We start from the raw sequence: 15,772 nt of genomic DNA on the forward strand, positions 1-15,772 counted from the left end.
ACCACAGCAATGACACCCGAGCAGCGCCGCCGCAACAAGATTGCAGGTCTGGTCCTGCTGGCTTTCGTCATCGCCGTGTTTGCCTGGACCGTGTTGCGCGGCTCGGCGCTGTTGTCCGGCGTCGCCGTCAGCTAGGCGCAGGCCATGAGCGACGACCTGCGCGAAACCTCCCAGCGCAAGCTGAGTTTCCTTCAGACCATGAAGGCGGTGGCGTGGGGGTTTTTCGGGGTGCGCAAGGGGGCGGGCCACCGGGAAGACGTCGCCAAGCTCAACCCGGTCCATGTGATCGTGGCGGGGCTGCTGGCAGCGGCCATCTTCGTTACTGTGCTGGTATTAATTGTGCGTTGGGCCGTTTCCAGCCTGACTTGAATCACTTAATTCTATAAATCTGTACCAGGGAGAAAGCCATGAGTGCAAGCCACTCGGTTCAAGGTAAAGAGGCACCGTATTACTTCGTGCCCGCCGATTCGGGTCATCCCGTGCGTACGGCTGTGGCGCTGCTGTTCATGGGCCTGAGCGCCGCGGCCTGGATCAACGGCGTCAGTTGGGCCAAATGGACCCTGCTGGGAGGCTTCATCGGCCTGATCGTGGTGCTGTACTACTGGTTTGGCGACGCCATCCACGAATCCGAAATCGGCCTGAACAGCAAGCGCATCGACGGTTCCTACCGTTGGGGCATGAGCTGGTTCATCTTCTCGGAAGTCATGTTCTTCGCGGCGTTCTTCGGCGCCCTCTGGTACACGCGCACCATCACCACGCCCTGGCTGGGCGACATGGATCACCGCCTGATGCTGTGGCCCGACTTCCAGGCCGTGTGGCCGAACTTCGGCCCTGCCGGCGTGGTCGAGCACTTCCAGACTGTCGGTCCCTTCTGGCTGCCCACCATCAACACCGCGCTGTTGCTGAGCTCCGGCGTCACGCTGACCATTGCCCACCACGCGCTGCGCGAGAACCATCGCGGCAAGACCATCTTCTGGCTGCTGGCCACGGTCGTGCTGGGCTTCCTGTTCGTGACCTGTCAGGCTTACGAATACCACCATGCCTATACCGAGCTGAACCTGAAGTTCAATTCGGGGGCCTACGGTTCGCTGTTCTACATGCTGACGGGCTTCCACGGCTTCCATGTGCTGCTGGGCGCCACCATGTTGACGGTCATTCTGGTCCGCCTGATCCGCGGCCATTTCACGGCCGATCATCACTTCGGTTTTGAAGGCGCCGCCTGGTATTGGCACTTCGTGGACGTGGTGTGGCTGGGCCTGTACCTGTTCGTGTACTGGTTCTGATCGGTACGCGGAACAAATGAAGCGCGCCAGTTCTTGTGTGAGAACTGGCGCGTTTTACTCATCTGCGATCGTCATGCATGTCCGGGAACCCGCGTCCCGGATGCCTATCTAAGGCCTGTGCTCTCGATCCAGCCCATGTGGTGGGCGAACAGCACGAACAGGAACAGGGCCACCGATAAGCCGATGCGTACCGTCAGCGCGTTGACCGTGCGGCTGGTGGTTCCCTTGTCCCGCATCAGGTAGACCAGGGCCGATGCCAGGCTGGCCAGAATCCCGATGAAGGCCAGGACGACGAAAACGCGCATGGTGGTCTCCGGACGAATCAGAGTAGTTAGTGTAGATATATGGCCCGACCGCATTCAACCCGATACACGGTAGCCGCCTTGCTGTTGCTGGGCGTCGCCGTGATCATCCTGGCATCGCTGGGGCAATGGCAATTGCGCCGCGGCGATGAGCGACGCGCCATTCTGGCCGCTATCGAAGCAGGCCGCAAGCAAGCGCCGCTGCCCTTGACCCCGGCTACCGACCCCGCCCAGATGACCGCCTGGCGTTCGGCCCAGGCCTCCGGGGTCTGGCTGCCGCAATTCAGTGTACTGCTGGACAACCGCAACCACGACGGCAAGCCCGGCTACTGGCTGGCCACGCCGCTGCTGCTGGACGCCGATGCGCGCCGCGCCGTGCTGGTGTTGCGCGGCTGGATTCCGCGCGTCATGGGGACCCAGGGGCAAGGCCCCGCGCAGCCGCCGCTGCCGGCCACGCCTGCGGGGCCGCAGACGGTGACGGGCGAGCTCTCGCCGCGCGTGCCGCGCCTGTTCGAGATCTGGACGCTGGGCGGGGCGGAACAGTCCGCCTTGCCGGCGTCGCTGCCGGCGGCGGATGGCGTCTTGCCCCAGGTGCAGAACCTGCCACTGGACGCATACGCCAAATCCACCGGCCTGGCCCTGCTGCCCACGGTGCTGTCGCAATCCGCCGGCAATGCGGACGATGGCCTGGTGCGGGACTGGCCGCAGCCGTCCGTGGACTTCCAGCAGAACACGTCCTATGCCGTACAGTGGTTTGCTTTTGCCTCGATTGCCGCCGTTGCATGGTTGGTGGTGCTGGGGGGCGCCGTCCGGCGCATGCGGCGCGCGCAGAACGCGCCCGGGGCCTGACCGGGGCGCCAACTCTTAACCCGCAAGACGACGACAGGATACATAGTGGCTCGCGATCTTTCCTCTACCAAGCCCGCACGCAAGCGCTCCTTGATGCCGATGCTGCTGGTGTTCCTGTGCTCGCTGGCGCCTATCGTCGCGGCGATCGTGGTGTACATGAATCCGCAGTGGTGGCCCGATGAGTCCAGCAACTACGGCACGCTGCTCAGCCCGCAGCGGCCCATGCCCGTGGCCGAGGAATTGCGCCTGACGACGCTGGACGGCAAACCCTTCGATCTGCAGAGCTTGAAGGGCAAGTGGCTGCTGGTGGCCGCCGATGGCGGCGCTTGCCCGGAAAGCTGCGCCCGCAAGCTCTTCATCGCCCGCAACAGCCACGCCAGCCAGGGCAAGAACGTCGACCGGCTGGCGCGCGTCTGGTTCATCACCGACGATGCCCCGGTGCCGGACAAGGTGCTGGAGGCCTACAAAGGCACGGTCATGGTGCGCGTCAACCCCGACCAATTGGCGCGGTTCCTGCTGGCGCGCGATACTGCCGCCGGCCAGCCGGGGCTGGAGGCGCCGATCTGGGTGATCGACCCGCTGGGCAACCTGATGATGCAGTACCCTGCCGAAGCCGATGGCGTGAAGGTGCGCAAGGACATCAGCAAGCTGGTGTACAGCTCAAGAATAGGTTGATGGGCCCACCCCCGAAGCGCCTGTGGCGCTTGCCCCCTCGGGGGGGGCCGCGCATGGACTGGCAAAGGCCGGCTCCATGGCGGCCCGGATCGGGGCGCATAGTTTTATTGCGTCGTGCGCATTGCGCGCGGCGCCGCAGAGTGGATGTTTATGGAAATCGAACGCATCAAAGCGCGTTATCGCAAGCTGGTCTTCTTTACCTGGTTCCTGACGCTGGACCTGATCATGTTCGGCGCCTTCGTGCGGCTGACGGATTCGGGCCTGGGTTGTCCCGACTGGCCCGGCTGCTACGGCAGCGTGACGCCGCTGGGCGCGATGGGCGATATCCACGAAGCGTCGCAGGCCATGCCGTTCGGCCCGGTCACGCTATCCAAGGCCTGGATCGAAATGATCCACCGCTATGTCGGCACCATCCTGGGCATGCTGATCATCGGCATCGTCTACATGGCGTGGCGCTACCGCAGCCAGCTGGGCCGCTCGCCCAGGTTGGCGGTCGTGACCCTGATCGCGGTTTGCGTGCAGGGCGCGTTCGGCGCCTGGACCGTGACGCACAAGCTGATGCCCGTGGTCGTGACCGCGCACCTGGTGTTCGGCCTGTCGGTGCTGGCGCTGATGACCTGGCTGTCCGCGCGCGAGCGCCCGCATCTGGCCATAGCCGCGGCGGCTGCGCGCTGGAAGCCCTGGGTGGCCGGGGGCTTTGCCCTGCTGCTGGTGCAAGTGACGCTGGGCGGCTGGGTCAGTACCAACTATGCCGCGCTGGCCTGCATGGATTTCCCCATGTGCCACGGGGCCTGGGTGCCGGAAATGGATTTCCATGGCGGCTATTCGATCATCCGGGCCCTGGGCGAGCTGCCGTCGGGTGAGATGATTTCCCAGCCGGCGCTGACCGCGATCCACTGGGTCCACCGCAACTTCGCCTTCGTGGTGTTTCTGTACCTGGGCATACTGGCCTGGCGCCTGCGCGCCGAGCCCGGCCTGCGCGGCCCGGCCACGCTGATGCTGGCGCTGCTGGGCGCGCAGTTGCTGACTGGGCTGACCACGATCTTTTTCCAGTGGCCGCTGTTGATCGCGGTGCTGCACAATGGAGGCGCCGCCGGCCTGACCCTGGCCGCGGTGGTTTTGATGGTGCGTTTGTCCACAGCTGGACGTGCGCCTGCCTGGGGCTACGGCCCCAATTCGGTGCGCGTTTAAAATAGGGCCCACTATGACCAGTATTGCCGCTCCTCAGCCCGGATTGTTCCGCCAGTATTTCGTCCTCACCAAGCCGCGCGTGACGCAGCTGGCAGTGTTTTGCGCCGTGATCGGCATGTTCCTGGCGGCACCAGGCATTCCGGACATGCGCCGGGTGCTGTTCGGCACCCTGGGCATCTGGCTGCTGGCCGCGGCCGCCTTCGCCATCAATTGCCTGATCGAACAGGAAATCGATGCGCGCATGCTGCGCACCGCGCGCCGCGGCACGGCGCGCGGCACGATTTCGTCGTTCCAGGTGCTGAGCATGTCCGGCCTGCTGGGCGGCGCCGGCATGTTCGTGCTGTATCACATGGTCAACCCGCTGACCATGTGGCTGACCTTCGCCACCTTCGTGGGCTATGCGGTCATCTACACCGTCATCCTCAAGCCGCGCACGCCGCAGAACATTGTCATCGGCGGCCTGTCGGGCGCCATGCCCCCCGCCCTGGGCTGGGCCACCGTGGCGGACTCGGTGCCGGCCGAGGCCTGGATCCTGGTGCTGATCATCTTCATCTGGACGCCGCCGCACTTTTGGGCGCTGGCGCTCTATCGCAACCACGATTACGCCAAGTCTGGCCTGCCCATGCTGCCGGTGACGCACGGCAACCAGTTCACGCGCCTGCACATCCTGTTGTATAGCGTGGCGCTGGTTGCCACCACGCTGCTGCCTTACGCCATCCGCATGAGCGGCGAACTCTACCTGCTGTCGGCGCTGGTGCTGGGCGGCATGTTCGTGTCCTACGCCTGGCGGCTGTATCGGGCCTACAGCGACGAGCTGGCGCGCAGCATGTTCCGTTTTTCCATACTCTACCTGGCGCTGCTGTTCGGCGCCCTGCTGGTGGACCACTGGGTCGGCCTGCTGCGCTGACCCCCTGGAGGTTGTTGATGTCCGTGTTTTCCGCCAGCCGCCGGCTGGTCCTGCGCGTGAGCGCCGCCGCCGCTTTCACCGTTGCCCTGGCCGCCTGCGGCGACAACGCGCCCGTGTTCAAGGGCAGCGACATCAGCGGCACCCAATTGGGACGCGGCATGGAGCTGGTCGATTACAACGGCAAGACGCGCCAGTTGAGCGATTTCGCCGGCAAGGTGGTGGTCGTGTTCTTCGGCTTCACGCAGTGTCCGGACGTGTGCCCGACCTCGCTCGCCGAACTGACCGAAGTCATGAAGAAGCTGGGCCCGGACGCCGATCGCGTCCAGGTATTGCTGATCACGGTGGACCCCGAGCGCGACACGCCTGACGTCCTCAAGCAGTACGTCACCGCCTTCGATCCGCGCTTTCTTGGGCTGACCGGCACGCCCGACCAGGTCAAGAAAGCTGCAGCGTCCTTCAAGGCCTATTACGCCAAGGCGCCCACCAAGGACGGCAGTTACACCATGGACCACACGGCCGCGTTCTACCTGCTGGACGGCAAGGGCGAATCGCGCGTGCTGGCCAATAACAACATCGGGGTGGAAGCCCTGACGCAGGACATCAAGGCCCTGCTCAAGGGTTGATCAGATGGGAGCCGCCCAGGCGGCGCCGCATAGGCAGCGGCCAGGCTTACTTGCCGGCCGCGGCCCAGCCTGCCAGCGCGGCACGGGCTTTGTCGCTCAGTTCGGCGGCAGGGATCTCGCGCTGGTGCGCCATGATCATCAGCGCGTAGGGCGTGGCCAGCGCGGCAGCCTCGGGGCACAGGCGGGATTCTTCGCCCACTGACGGCGAAATATTGCGCCAGTAGTTGATGGCCTGTTCGAGCTGGGGCAGGGTGATGGGATCCATCCGGCTATTGTCCACGAATGGGCAACGCTGTCCACCAGCGCAGATCCTGCAAAGAAGCGTCACCATCGCAACACGCCGAAACCGCGCCAGGGTGCTATACCACTGCCGGTTAGTAACGATGGAGCATCGTCATGAATACTTCCGCCAAAATTGAATCCGCGCGCCGCGCCATCCATCCTTTGGTTGCTGCGGCCGCGATCGCGGTCATCGTCATGTGTACGGTGGGCGTGGCCGCCGTGATGGGCTGGTTGCCCTCGCCTTCGGCCAATCCGCATGCGGACGAGCCGGTGGCCGAGGCCGGCCCGGAAGGCGCCAACCTGGCGCCCGCGCCACAGGCCGCCGTGCCGCCCGCGCCAGCCCAGCAAGGGGCCCAGGCGTCCGCCGCACCGCGTTCCCAGGCCCAGACCCAGGCGCCAGCACCTGCCCAGCGTCCCGCGCCGCAAGCCTGCGCGAGCTGCGGCGTGGTGGAATCGGTCCGACAAGTGCAGGTACCCGTCAAGGACAATAGCGATCACCTCATCGGCACCATCGGCGGCGGCGTGGTCGGGGGCGTCGTGGGCAACCAGTTCGGCGGCGGCAGCGGCAAGACGGCACTGACCGTGCTGGGCGCGGTGGGCGGCGCTTTGGCAGGCCGTGAAGTTGAGCGTAATATCAGACAGCAACAAACGGTGACGCACTATGAACTCACGGTGCGCATGAACGACGGCAGCACGCGCCAATTCCGCAGCGCGCAGCCGTTCGCCTTTGCGTCCGGCGATCATGTGCGCGTGGAGAACAATCAGCTGCTGCGCGGATGATCCCGCCTGCCGGCGACCATCATCTGTCTTAGGGGAGACCAGGAATGAGCGACCAACACACCAACCCGTTCGTTCTGCCCGGCATGGGCCAGCATTCCGACCTGTCGGGCAACCCGCTACTGGCCAGCATGGAAATGATGCGCCAGGCCTGGGCGGGCCTGACCGGACCCGGAGGCCTGGCCAGCAGCCTGCCCATGGCTCCCCCGATGAACCTGGAAGACCTGGATCGCCGGATCGCGGAATTGCGTTCCGTCGAAAACTGGCTGCGCATGAACCTGTCCATGCTGTCCAGCACGATCCAGGGCATGGAAGTCCAGCGTTCCACCATCAGCACGCTGCGCGCCTTCGTGGACAGTGCCTCCAACCTGGACATGGGCGCCTTCAAGGACAGCGGCGCGGCTTCGCCGCTGGAAGTGGTGCTGGGCCTGAAGCCCGGGCCTAAATCCGCGGCCAAGGCGGCAGCAGCAGGCCCTGCCGCCGAAGGCGGCAAGACCAAAGGCGGAGATGCCGCAGAACAGCAGCAACAAGCGGCCGCGCCGGGCATGAGCGAGCAGATGGGCGCCGCGGCGCAATCGGCTTCCAAGGCCTGGTGGGATCTGCTGCAGCAGCAGTTCAACCAGATCGCCGCCGCCACCGCGGCCTCCATGCCGGCGGCGCTTGCCGCTTCCGGCGCCGATGCCGCGGCCAAGGCCGAGCCCAAGGCTGGCGAGTCCAAAGCCGCAGCCGCGCCCGCAGCCAAGGCGTCCAAACCCGCGGCGCGCAAGTCTGCGGCGCCTCGCAAGGCCGCCAAGAAAACCGGACCGGACGCCAGCTAGCGACGGTCCTCTCTTTAAATCGTCGGGCGAGACGGCCGCAAGGCCTCTCGGTCGCCACTCAACATACTGGAACCTATGCTTAACGTAGTAATTCTTGCCGCCGGACTGGGTAAACGCATGCAGTCCGATCTCCCCAAAGTGCTCCACACGCTGGCTGGCAAACCGATGCTGGGCCACGTGCTGGACAGCGCGCGCCAACTGAAGCCGGCGCGCATCATCGTCGTGGTCGGCCATGGCGCGGACCGCGTCAAGCAGGCATACGCAGGCCAGGACGACCTGCTCTTCGTGCTGCAGCAGCCGCAGCAAGGCACCGGCCATGCCGTGCAGCAGGCCGTGCCGCTGCTGCTCGAAGGCGATGGCAAGGACGACGTGACCCTGGTGCTGTATGGCGACGTGCCGCTGGTGCAGCCCGAAACCCTGCAGCGCCTGCTGCAAGCACGCGGCGCGGGCGCCGCCGTGCTCACCGAGGTGTTGGACGATTCCACCGGCTATGGCCGCATCGTGCGCGACGCCAGCGGCAACGTGTGCCGCATCGTCGAGCACAAGGACGCCTCCGACGCCGAGCGCGAGATCAAGGAAGTGAACACCGGCATCCTTACTGCGCCGACCGCGAAGCTGAAGGACTGGTTGTCCCGCATCGACAACAACAACGCCCAGGGCGAGTACTACCTGACCGATGTGGTCGGCCTGGCGGTGGTCGACGGCGTGCCGGTGGGCGCGGCCCAGCCGGGCGCATCCTGGGAAACGCTGGGCGTGAACAGCCGCGTGCAGCAAGCCGAACTGGAGCGCCGCTGGCAGGCCGAGCAGGCCCGCCGCCAACTGGAAGCCGGCGTCACGCTGGCCGACCCGGCGCGCTTTGACGTGCGCGGCTCGCTCACCTGCGGACGCGACGTGTTCATCGACGTGGGCTGCGTCTTCGAAGGCCAGGTGTCGCTGGCCGACGGCGTGCGCGTGGGCCCGCATTGCGTGCTGCGCGACGTCAGCGTCGGCCTGGGTACGCATATCGAGGCCTACAGCCATCTGCAGCAGGCGCAGGTCGGCCGCGATGCGCGCGTCGGCCCCTACGCGCGCCTGCGTCCCGGCGCCGAACTGGGCGACCGCAGCCATGTCGGCAACTTCGTCGAGATCAAGAAGAGCGTGCTGGGCGCAGACAGCAAGGCCAACCACCTGGCCTACATCGGCGACGCCGACATTGGCGCCCGCGTGAACGTGGGCGCGGGCACCATCACCTGCAACTATGACGGCGTGAACAAGCATCGCACCGTCATCGAGGACGACGCCTTCATCGGCTCCGACACGCAGCTGGTGGCGCCGGTACGCGTCGGCCGCGGCGCCACGCTGGGCGCGGGCACCACCCTGACCCGCGATGCGCCGGCCGAGAAACTGACGGTGTCGCGCGCCAAGCAGGTCACCGTCGACGGATGGCAGCGCCCGGTCAAGAAGTCGTGACGGGCCAGAGCGAGCAGGCGCCGGCAAGCGGCGCCAAGCCCGCCCCGCCCGACGGTCTGCCCACGCCGCGCCGCTATTGGGCGGCGGCCACAGTGATGACAGGCATCAGCCTGTCGGTCCTGGACACCACCATCGCCAACGTGGCGTTGCCCACGATCGCCGTCGACCTCAACGCGTCGCCGGCCCAGGCAGTCTGGATCGTGAACGCCTACAACCTGGCGGTGGTGATGATGCTGCTGCCCTTGTCGGCGCTGGCCGAGCGCATCGGCTTTCGCCGCATGTTCACCTTCGGCCTGATGCTGTTCACCCTGGCCTCGCTGGGCTGCGCCCTGGCCGGCACGCTGTGGCAGCTGACGGCGGCGCGCGTGTTCCAGGGCATAGGCGCGGCGTCGCTCATGTGCATGTTCGGCGGGCTGGTGCGCAACATCTATCCGCTCAAGCTGCTGGGACGCGGGATCAGCATCAACGCCACCACGGTGGCCATCATGTCGGTGCTGGGGCCGACCATAGGCTCGGCCATCCTGTCGGTGGCGCCCTGGCCCTGGATCTTCGCCGTCAACCTGCCGATCTGCGCGCTGGCGATGCTGGGCTTGCGCCATCTGCCGGAAGTGCCGCGCAATGACGTGAAGCTGGACTGGATCAGCGCCCTGCTGTGCATGCTGACCCTGGGGGTCTTCATTTCGGGCGTGGACATGATGGGCATGGACCTGCTGCGCGGCATCGGCCTGGTGGCGATCGCCACGGTCATCGGCTTCGTGCTGGTGCGCCGCGTCGGCAAGCAGCCGGCGCCGCTGGTGCCCGTCGACCTGCTGCGCATCCGCCCGCTGGCCTTCGCGGTGGGCGCCTCGGCCTGCACCTTTGCGGCGCAAATGGCGTCCTATGTGTCCCTGCCGTTCTATTTCCAGCAGGTGCTGGGCAGGCCCTATCTGGAAGTAGGCATGCTGATGGGCGCCTGGCCCGTGGGCACCGCCATCATCGCTCCGCTGGCGGGCAGGCTGTCCGACCGCTATTCGGCCGCCACGCTCAGCGGCATAGGCGCGGCCGCGATGGTGGTCGGCATGCTGTGGCTGGCGGCGCTGCCGGCCACGGTCTCGAACTGGCCCATTGTGGCCGGCATGTTCGTGGCGGGAATGGGCTTCGGCTTCTTCCAGACGCCCAACAACCGCGCCTTGCTGTCGGCCGCGCCCCGCTCGCGCAGCGGCGCGGCGGGCGGCCTGCAGGCCACCACCCGGGTGTTCGGCCAGAGTTTCGGCACGGCGCTGGTTGCCATCGCGTTCAGCATCAGCCTGGCGCATGGCCCCGGCCTGGCGCTGGTGCTGGGCACCATCTGCGCCGGGTTGGCGGTGGTGGTCAATACGGTCCGCTTCAGCAAGCTGCGGACCTAGGGCGGTCCCCCAGGGACCGCCTTTGCGGCACCGACGGGCTCGGGCCCCCGGCCGCTTCTATAATGGCGACCGGCGCCGGGTTTCAGTCACCCGGCGCAACGATTACCTATTTTGAAGGCGTTCAGGCATGAAGATCACGGTCGTGGGTACCGGTTACGTGGGGTTGGTGTCGGGGGCGTGCCTGGCCGACATGGGCAACGACGTCATGTGTCTGGACGTGGACGCGGCGAAGATCGCCCTGCTGCGCCAGGGCGGCATCCCCATCTACGAACCGGGCCTCGAAGACCTGGTGCGCCGCAACGTGCAGGCGGGCCGGCTGCATTTCACCGATGACGTCGCGCAAAGCGTGGCCTTCGGCGACGTGCAGTTCATCGCCGTGGGCACCCCGCCCGGCGAAGACGGCTCCGCCGACCTGAAGTACGTGCTGGCCGCCGCCCAGAACATCGCGCGCCACATGACGGCGCGCAAGCTGATCGTGGACAAGTCCACCGTTCCCGTCGGCACGGCCGACAAGGTGCGGGACGTGGTGACGCGCGAATTGGCCGCGCGAGGCGTGGATATCCCCTTCAGCGTTGCGTCCAATCCCGAATTCCTGAAGGAAGGCGCCGCCATCAACGATTTCATGAGCCCGGACCGGGTCGTGGTCGGCGCGGACGACGACTACACCATTGGCGTCATGCGCCGCATCTACGAACCCTTCCAGCGCACCCATGATCGCCTGATGGTGATGGACGTGCGCTCGGCCGAGCTGACCAAATACGCCGCCAACGCCATGCTGGCCACGCGCATTTCCTTCATGAACGAAATGGCGAACCTGGCCGAAGCGCTGGGCGCGGACATCGAACAAGTGCGCCGCGGCATCGGCGCCGATCCGCGCATCGGTTATCACTTCCTGTATCCCGGCGCGGGCTACGGCGGTTCCTGCTTCCCCAAGGACGTGCAGGCATTGGTCAACACCGCCGCCGAGAACGCCCTGCCCATGCGCGTCATCGAGGCCGCCGAGGCCGCGAATCACGCGCAGAAATTCCGCCTGTCCGAAAAAGTGGTCGCACGTTTTGGCGAAGACCTGACGGGCCGCAAGATTGCGCTGTGGGGCCTGTCCTTCAAGCCCAATACCGACGACATGCGCGAAGCGCCCAGCCTGACCGTCATCGCCGAACTGACGCGCCGTGGCGCCGAAGTGCGCGCGTACGACCCCGTCGCCATGCACGAAGCCGGCCGGGTGCTGGCCGGCAAGCCCGGCATCAGCTTCGCCAGCGACATGTACGACGCGCTGGACGGCGCCGACGCGCTTTTGATCGCGACCGAATGGAAGGTCTTCCGCGCGCCCGACTTCGACCGTGTCAAGGCCCTGCTCAAGACGCCGCTCATCATCGACGGCCGCAACCTCTACACGCCCGCCGACGTGCGCGGCCTGGGCTTCGAATATTCGGGCATCGGCCGCGCATGAAGATTCTGCAGCTGAACTTCGAGAAGGGCTGGCGCGGCGGCGAACGGCAGACGCTGTATTGCATGCGCGCGTTCCGCAAGGCCGGCCACGACGTCGAAGTGATGTGCCGCGAAGGCGCGCCCTTGGCCGAGCGCGCGCGCCAGGAGGGCTTTGTGGCCCACACCTGCCGCAACGTGCCCGGGCAGCTGGCCTTTCTGGCCGGCGCCGGCCGCTACGACATCGTCCACGCCCAGACCGCCAACACCATCACCTGGGCGGTGTTGACCAAATGGCTGCACCGCCGTCCGGTGGTCTTTTCCCGCCGCACGTCCTTCGTGGTCAAGCCCGGCGACGAATGGAAGACCGGCTTCAAATGGCGTCACGCGGACTTGTTCGTGGCGATCAGCGAGATGGCCGCCGGCGAGCCGCGCCGCCTGGGGATCGAACCCGTCATCATCCGCAGCGCCGTCGAGCCGCACCAGATCAACGCTGAAAACGTCGCCAATCTGGTGCGCGAATTCGACCTGACCGGCAAGAAGGTCATGGCGACGTCCGCCGCGCTGATCCGCGACAAGGATCCGGTCACCCTGGTGCGCGCCGTGGGCGAACTGGCCAAGACGCGCCGCGACTTCGTATTCCTGCACTTTGGCGCGGGCGGCGACCGCGAGCAGCAGGCCAAGGATGAAGCGCGCAAGCTCGGCATCGAGGACGTCTATCGCTTTGCGGGCTTTCGCAAGGGCGTGGAAGATTTCTACAGCATCCTAGACGTATTCGTCATGAGCTCCGAGGAAGAGGCCCTGGGCAGCAGCGTGCTGGACGCCTTCCTGCAACGCGTGCCGGTGGTGTCCACCGATGCCGGCGGCCTGAAGGAAAGCCTGGCCGACGGGCGCGGCGTGCTGTGCGCCGTGGGCGATTTTCAGGCCATGGCCCAAGGCATGGCCCGCTGCCTGGACGACGCGGCCTTCCGCCAGGAAGTCACCGAACGCGCCTATGAATACGTGCGCAACGAGCACGACGTGCAGAAAATGGGCAACCGCTACCTGGCGCAATTCGAGCGTCTGATCGCCCGCCGCTGACCCTCGCGCGCGTCAGGCGCGCACGTCGATCCGGGTCTCGAACTTGGCGCGATGCACCGAGAAGAACGTGCGCACATTGCGCACGTTGGCCTGCGCGGTGAAGGCCCGGTGCACCAGCGCGTGATAGGCCGGCATGTCCTTCACCTGCGCGATCACCACGAAATCCGGCCCGGGCGACACCCGGTAGCACTGCAGCACGGCGGGTTCGGCCAGGATGCTCTGCTCGAACGCGTCCAGGCTTTCCGCCGCCTGCACGTCCAGCGTGATCTCGACGATGGCGGTCAGCGTGCTGCCCAGCTTTTCCGCCGCCAGGATCGCCACCTGCCTGTCTATCACCCCTTCATCGACCAGTCGCCGCACCCGCCGCAGGCAGGTTGGGGGCGAGGCATGGACCCGTTGCGCGAGGTCCTGATTGGTCAGCGAGCTGTCTTGTTGTAACTGTTCAAGAATGCGCCGGTCCAGATCATCCAGTTCTGGCAGGGAAATCTGTGCGTTTTGCATTGTTAATTTCAAAAATATGACTTGGAAGAAATATTATTTAATCACATTCATGTAAGGGAATTAACTTCCATTTATTGTTCCATAAAGAAATCAAATTTCTTGCAGGGACAAGCACAATGCGTCGGTACACGAACTTACCGGAGCACCCTCCTATGTGCGGCATTGTTGGCGCCGTCGCCCAGCGCGACATCACCCCGATCCTCGTTGAAGGCCTCAAGCGCCTTGAATACCGCGGCTACGACTCTTGCGGCGTCGCCGTCTACGCCGACGGCCATCTGCGCCGCACGCGCAGCACGCAACGCGTGGCCGAACTGGCCGAGCAGGTCGCGCAGGACAAGGTGCAGGGCTTCACCGGCATCGCCCACACCCGCTGGGCCACCCATGGCGTGCCGGCCACGCACAACGCCCACCCGCACTTCTCGCGCCTGGGCAACGACGAGCCGCGCATCGCCCTGGTCCACAACGGCATCATCGAGAACCACGACGAACTGCGCGCCGAGCTGCAGGCCGTGGGCTACGTCTTCGAAAGCCAGACCGACACCGAAGTGATCGCGCACCTGGTCAACCACCTGTACGCCGGCGACCTGTTCGAAGCCGTGCAGAATGCAGTGCGCCGCCTGCATGGCGCCTACGCCATCGCCGTGTTCTGCCGCGACGAGCCGCACCGCGTGGTCGGCGCGCGCCAAGGCTCGCCGCTGGTCGTGGGCGTGGGCCAGAACGAGAACTTCCTGGCTTCCGACGCGCTGGCCCTGGCCGGCACCACCGACCAGATCATCTATCTGGAAGACGGCGACGTCGTCGACCTGCAACTCTCGCGCGTCTGGATCGTGGACGCCAACGGCAAGAACGTGGACCGCGAAGTCCACACCGTGCACGTGCATACCGGCGCGGCCGAACTTGGCCCCTACCGCCACTACATGCAGAAGGAAATCTTCGAACAACCGCGCGCCGTCGGCGACACGCTGCAGGACATCGAATCCATCACGCCCGAACTGTTCGGCGACCAGGCCTACAAGATCTTCAAGGACATCGATTCCCTGCTGATCCTGGCTTGCGGCACCAGCTACTACGCCGGCCTGACCGCCAAGTACTGGATCGAATCCGTTGCCAAGATCCCCGTGGCGGTGGAAATCGCCAGCGAATACCGCTACCGCGACAGCGTGCCCAACCCGCGTTCGCTGGTGGTCACCATCTCGCAGTCTGGTGAAACCGCCGACACCCTGGCCGCGCTGAAGCACGCCCGTTCGCTGGGCATGGAAAACACGCTGACCATCTGCAACGTGTCCACCAGCGCCATGGTGCGCGAGTGCAAGCTGTCGTACATCACGCGCGCCGGCGTCGAGATCGGCGTGGCCTCCACCAAGGCCTTTACCACCCAGCTGACGGCCCTGTTCCTGCTGACGCTGACCTTGGCCCAGGTGCGCGGCCACCTCACCGAAGAGCAGGAAGCCGAGCACCTGAAGGCGCTGCGCCACCTGCCCGTGGCCATCGGTTCGGTGCTGGCCCTGGAACCGCAAATCATGGCCTGGGCCGACCGCTTCGCCTCCAAGGAAAACGCCCTGTTCCTGGGCCGCGGCATGCACTATCCGATCGCCCTGGAAGGCGCGCTCAAGCTCAAGGAAATCAGCTACATCCACGCCGAAGCCTACCCGGCCGGCGAACTCAAGCACGGCCCGCTGGCCCTGGTGACCGAGCACATGCCCGTCGTCACCATCGCGCCCAAGGACGAGTTGCTGGAAAAGCTGAAGTCCAACATGCAGGAAGTGCGCGCCCGCGGTGGCGAACTGTACGTCTTTGCCGACGCCGACAGCAAGATCCAGAGCGCCGAAGGCATGCATGTGATCCGCATGCCGGAGAACTACGGCAAGCTCTCGCCCATCCTGCACACCATCCCGCTGCAGCTGCTGTCGTATCACACGGCATGCGCGCGGGGCACGGACGTGGACAAGCCGCGCAATCTGGCCAAGAGCGTGACGGTCGAGTAAGGCCGCCTGCAATTGAGCAAAAAGCCCACCGCGCGCGGTGGGCTTTTTTCATTTGCGGGGCCGCGTGTGCGAATACTTACTATGGCGGTAGCGGGAGTCAGGCTTTGTTATGTCTGAATAATGACTGTATCCAGGCTGTTTTGGAATATGACATGCCCCTGGGTCATTAATAAATAACTCCTTGTGGCTATTATGTTTTTTCATTTTGGTTAAACCGGACCAAGAAAAACTCTTTTATAT

General features: G+C 65.6%; 18 protein-coding genes. 15 read left to right on the forward strand and 3 right to left on the reverse strand.

The window, feature by feature from the left end; all coding sequences use genetic code 11:
* Positions 1 to 9 precede the first annotated feature (9 nt).
* Genes AC3WOB_RS18230 through AC3WOB_RS18240 form a run of 3 tightly spaced genes read left to right on the forward strand, consistent with a single transcriptional unit; the run spans position 10 to position 1,283 of the window.
* Entirely contained in the window at positions 10 to 135 is a 126-nt protein-coding gene (locus tag AC3WOB_RS18230; protein ID WP_013390977.1) for a cytochrome oxidase small assembly protein, read from the forward strand.
* A 9-nt stretch (positions 136 to 144) separates the two neighbouring features.
* Complete coding sequence (locus tag AC3WOB_RS18235; protein WP_013390978.1) at positions 145 to 369, forward strand: DUF2970 domain-containing protein; 225 nt, start codon at positions 145 to 147, stop codon at positions 367 to 369.
* A 38-nt stretch (positions 370 to 407) separates the two neighbouring features.
* Positions 408 to 1,283 (forward strand): cytochrome c oxidase subunit 3, encoded by an 876-nt coding sequence (locus AC3WOB_RS18240; RefSeq protein ID WP_013390979.1) that lies wholly within the window; start codon positions 408 to 410, stop codon positions 1,281 to 1,283.
* Between the two features lie 104 nt (positions 1,284 to 1,387).
* Here AC3WOB_RS18240 and AC3WOB_RS18245 read toward each other — a convergent pair whose 3' ends face one another.
* Complete coding sequence (locus tag AC3WOB_RS18245; RefSeq protein WP_006224570.1) at positions 1,388 to 1,588, reverse strand: twin transmembrane helix small protein; 201 nt, start codon at positions 1,586 to 1,588, stop codon at positions 1,388 to 1,390.
* Positions 1,589 to 1,627: 39 nt separating this feature from the next.
* Here AC3WOB_RS18245 and AC3WOB_RS18250 point away from each other — a divergent pair, with 39 nt between their 5' ends.
* From AC3WOB_RS18250 to AC3WOB_RS18270, 5 genes are all read left to right on the forward strand, one after another.
* Positions 1,628 to 2,434 (forward strand): SURF1 family protein, encoded by an 807-nt coding sequence (locus AC3WOB_RS18250; protein WP_013390980.1) that lies wholly within the window; start codon positions 1,628 to 1,630, stop codon positions 2,432 to 2,434.
* Between the two features lie 93 nt (positions 2,435 to 2,527).
* On the forward strand, positions 2,528 to 3,109 hold the full coding sequence (locus AC3WOB_RS18255; protein ID WP_492275953.1) for an SCO family protein: 582 nt from the start codon (positions 2,528 to 2,530) through the stop codon (positions 3,107 to 3,109).
* A gap of 156 nt (positions 3,110 to 3,265) precedes the next feature.
* The gene (locus AC3WOB_RS18260) at positions 3,266 to 4,300 is read left to right on the forward strand and encodes a COX15/CtaA family protein (protein WP_492275954.1); all 1,035 of its coding nucleotides are present in this window, start codon (positions 3,266 to 3,268) and stop codon (positions 4,298 to 4,300) included.
* A gap of 13 nt (positions 4,301 to 4,313) precedes the next feature.
* On the forward strand, positions 4,314 to 5,207 hold the full coding sequence (gene cyoE, locus AC3WOB_RS18265; RefSeq protein ID WP_013390983.1) for a heme o synthase: 894 nt from the start codon (positions 4,314 to 4,316) through the stop codon (positions 5,205 to 5,207).
* A gap of 17 nt (positions 5,208 to 5,224) precedes the next feature.
* On the forward strand, positions 5,225 to 5,830 hold the full coding sequence (locus AC3WOB_RS18270) for an SCO family protein (RefSeq protein WP_492275785.1): 606 nt from the start codon (positions 5,225 to 5,227) through the stop codon (positions 5,828 to 5,830).
* A gap of 46 nt (positions 5,831 to 5,876) precedes the next feature.
* Here the strand turns inward: AC3WOB_RS18270 and AC3WOB_RS18275 are convergent, their stop codons facing one another.
* Complete coding sequence (locus tag AC3WOB_RS18275) at positions 5,877 to 6,095, reverse strand: DUF3717 domain-containing protein (RefSeq protein WP_492275786.1); 219 nt, start codon at positions 6,093 to 6,095, stop codon at positions 5,877 to 5,879.
* 131 nt (positions 6,096 to 6,226) lie between these two features.
* Here AC3WOB_RS18275 and AC3WOB_RS18280 point away from each other — a divergent pair, with 131 nt between their 5' ends.
* The 6 genes from AC3WOB_RS18280 (at position 6,227) to AC3WOB_RS18305 (ending at position 13,046) form a co-directional block, all read left to right on the forward strand.
* The gene (locus AC3WOB_RS18280) at positions 6,227 to 6,892 is read left to right on the forward strand and encodes a glycine zipper 2TM domain-containing protein (RefSeq protein WP_492275787.1); all 666 of its coding nucleotides are present in this window, start codon (positions 6,227 to 6,229) and stop codon (positions 6,890 to 6,892) included.
* A gap of 44 nt (positions 6,893 to 6,936) precedes the next feature.
* Positions 6,937 to 7,707 carry a PhaM family polyhydroxyalkanoate granule multifunctional regulatory protein gene (locus tag AC3WOB_RS18285; protein WP_492275788.1) on the forward strand — a complete coding sequence of 257 codons (771 nt, stop codon included), beginning with the start codon at positions 6,937 to 6,939 and terminating at the stop codon, positions 7,705 to 7,707.
* Positions 7,708 to 7,782: 75 nt separating this feature from the next.
* Positions 7,783 to 9,156 carry a bifunctional UDP-N-acetylglucosamine diphosphorylase/glucosamine-1-phosphate N-acetyltransferase GlmU gene (glmU, locus tag AC3WOB_RS18290; protein WP_492275789.1) on the forward strand — a complete coding sequence of 458 codons (1,374 nt, stop codon included), beginning with the start codon at positions 7,783 to 7,785 and terminating at the stop codon, positions 9,154 to 9,156.
* Positions 9,129 to 10,541: an MFS transporter gene (locus AC3WOB_RS18295; RefSeq protein ID WP_492275790.1), complete on the forward strand. Its 1,413-nt coding sequence runs from the start codon at positions 9,129 to 9,131 to the stop codon at positions 10,539 to 10,541. Before glmU ends, AC3WOB_RS18295 begins: the two co-directional genes overlap by 28 nt.
* Before the next feature lie 127 nt (positions 10,542 to 10,668).
* On the forward strand, positions 10,669 to 11,991 hold the full coding sequence (locus AC3WOB_RS18300; protein WP_492275791.1) for a UDP-glucose dehydrogenase family protein: 1,323 nt from the start codon (positions 10,669 to 10,671) through the stop codon (positions 11,989 to 11,991).
* Positions 11,988 to 13,046 carry a glycosyltransferase family 4 protein gene (locus tag AC3WOB_RS18305; protein ID WP_492275792.1) on the forward strand — a complete coding sequence of 353 codons (1,059 nt, stop codon included), beginning with the start codon at positions 11,988 to 11,990 and terminating at the stop codon, positions 13,044 to 13,046. Before AC3WOB_RS18300 ends, AC3WOB_RS18305 begins: the two co-directional genes overlap by 4 nt.
* Before the next feature lie 12 nt (positions 13,047 to 13,058).
* Here the strand turns inward: AC3WOB_RS18305 and AC3WOB_RS18310 are convergent, their stop codons facing one another.
* Entirely contained in the window at positions 13,059 to 13,547 is a 489-nt protein-coding gene (locus AC3WOB_RS18310; protein ID WP_492275793.1) for an Lrp/AsnC family transcriptional regulator, read from the reverse strand.
* A 152-nt stretch (positions 13,548 to 13,699) separates the two neighbouring features.
* Here AC3WOB_RS18310 and glmS point away from each other — a divergent pair, with 152 nt between their 5' ends.
* Positions 13,700 to 15,532, forward strand: a complete 1,833-nt coding sequence (gene glmS / locus AC3WOB_RS18315; protein ID WP_013390993.1) for a glutamine--fructose-6-phosphate transaminase (isomerizing) — start codon at positions 13,700 to 13,702, stop codon at positions 15,530 to 15,532.
* The last annotated feature ends 240 nt before the right edge of the window (positions 15,533 to 15,772 follow it).

It is taken from the genome of Achromobacter sp. FW305-C-30-7, from assembly GCF_058783105.1.

Coding starts and splice junctions, on each gene's coding strand:
- cyoE (WP_013390983.1), top strand. CDS start 4,314: ATGACCAGTATTGCCGCTCCTCAGCCCGGATTGTTCCGCCAGTATTTC.
- AC3WOB_RS18310 (WP_492275793.1), bottom strand. CDS start 13,547: ATGCAAAACGCACAGATTTCCCTGCCAGAACTGGATGATCTGGACCGG.
- AC3WOB_RS18285 (WP_492275788.1), top strand. CDS start 6,937: ATGAGCGACCAACACACCAACCCGTTCGTTCTGCCCGGCATGGGCCAG.
- AC3WOB_RS18235 (WP_013390978.1), top strand. CDS start 145: ATGAGCGACGACCTGCGCGAAACCTCCCAGCGCAAGCTGAGTTTCCTT.
- AC3WOB_RS18275 (WP_492275786.1), bottom strand. CDS start 6,095: ATGGATCCCATCACCCTGCCCCAGCTCGAACAGGCCATCAACTACTGG.
- glmS (WP_013390993.1), top strand. CDS start 13,700: ATGTGCGGCATTGTTGGCGCCGTCGCCCAGCGCGACATCACCCCGATC.
- AC3WOB_RS18255 (WP_492275953.1), top strand. CDS start 2,528: ATGCCGATGCTGCTGGTGTTCCTGTGCTCGCTGGCGCCTATCGTCGCG.
- AC3WOB_RS18305 (WP_492275792.1), top strand. CDS start 11,988: ATGAAGATTCTGCAGCTGAACTTCGAGAAGGGCTGGCGCGGCGGCGAA.
- AC3WOB_RS18240 (WP_013390979.1), top strand. CDS start 408: ATGAGTGCAAGCCACTCGGTTCAAGGTAAAGAGGCACCGTATTACTTC.
- glmU (WP_492275789.1), top strand. CDS start 7,783: ATGCTTAACGTAGTAATTCTTGCCGCCGGACTGGGTAAACGCATGCAG.
- AC3WOB_RS18280 (WP_492275787.1), top strand. CDS start 6,227: ATGAATACTTCCGCCAAAATTGAATCCGCGCGCCGCGCCATCCATCCT.
- AC3WOB_RS18250 (WP_013390980.1), top strand. CDS start 1,628: ATGGCCCGACCGCATTCAACCCGATACACGGTAGCCGCCTTGCTGTTG.
- AC3WOB_RS18300 (WP_492275791.1), top strand. CDS start 10,669: ATGAAGATCACGGTCGTGGGTACCGGTTACGTGGGGTTGGTGTCGGGG.
- AC3WOB_RS18270 (WP_492275785.1), top strand. CDS start 5,225: ATGTCCGTGTTTTCCGCCAGCCGCCGGCTGGTCCTGCGCGTGAGCGCC.
- AC3WOB_RS18230 (WP_013390977.1), top strand. CDS start 10: ATGACACCCGAGCAGCGCCGCCGCAACAAGATTGCAGGTCTGGTCCTG.
- AC3WOB_RS18245 (WP_006224570.1), bottom strand. CDS start 1,588: ATGCGCGTTTTCGTCGTCCTGGCCTTCATCGGGATTCTGGCCAGCCTG.
- AC3WOB_RS18295 (WP_492275790.1), top strand. CDS start 9,129: ATGGCAGCGCCCGGTCAAGAAGTCGTGACGGGCCAGAGCGAGCAGGCG.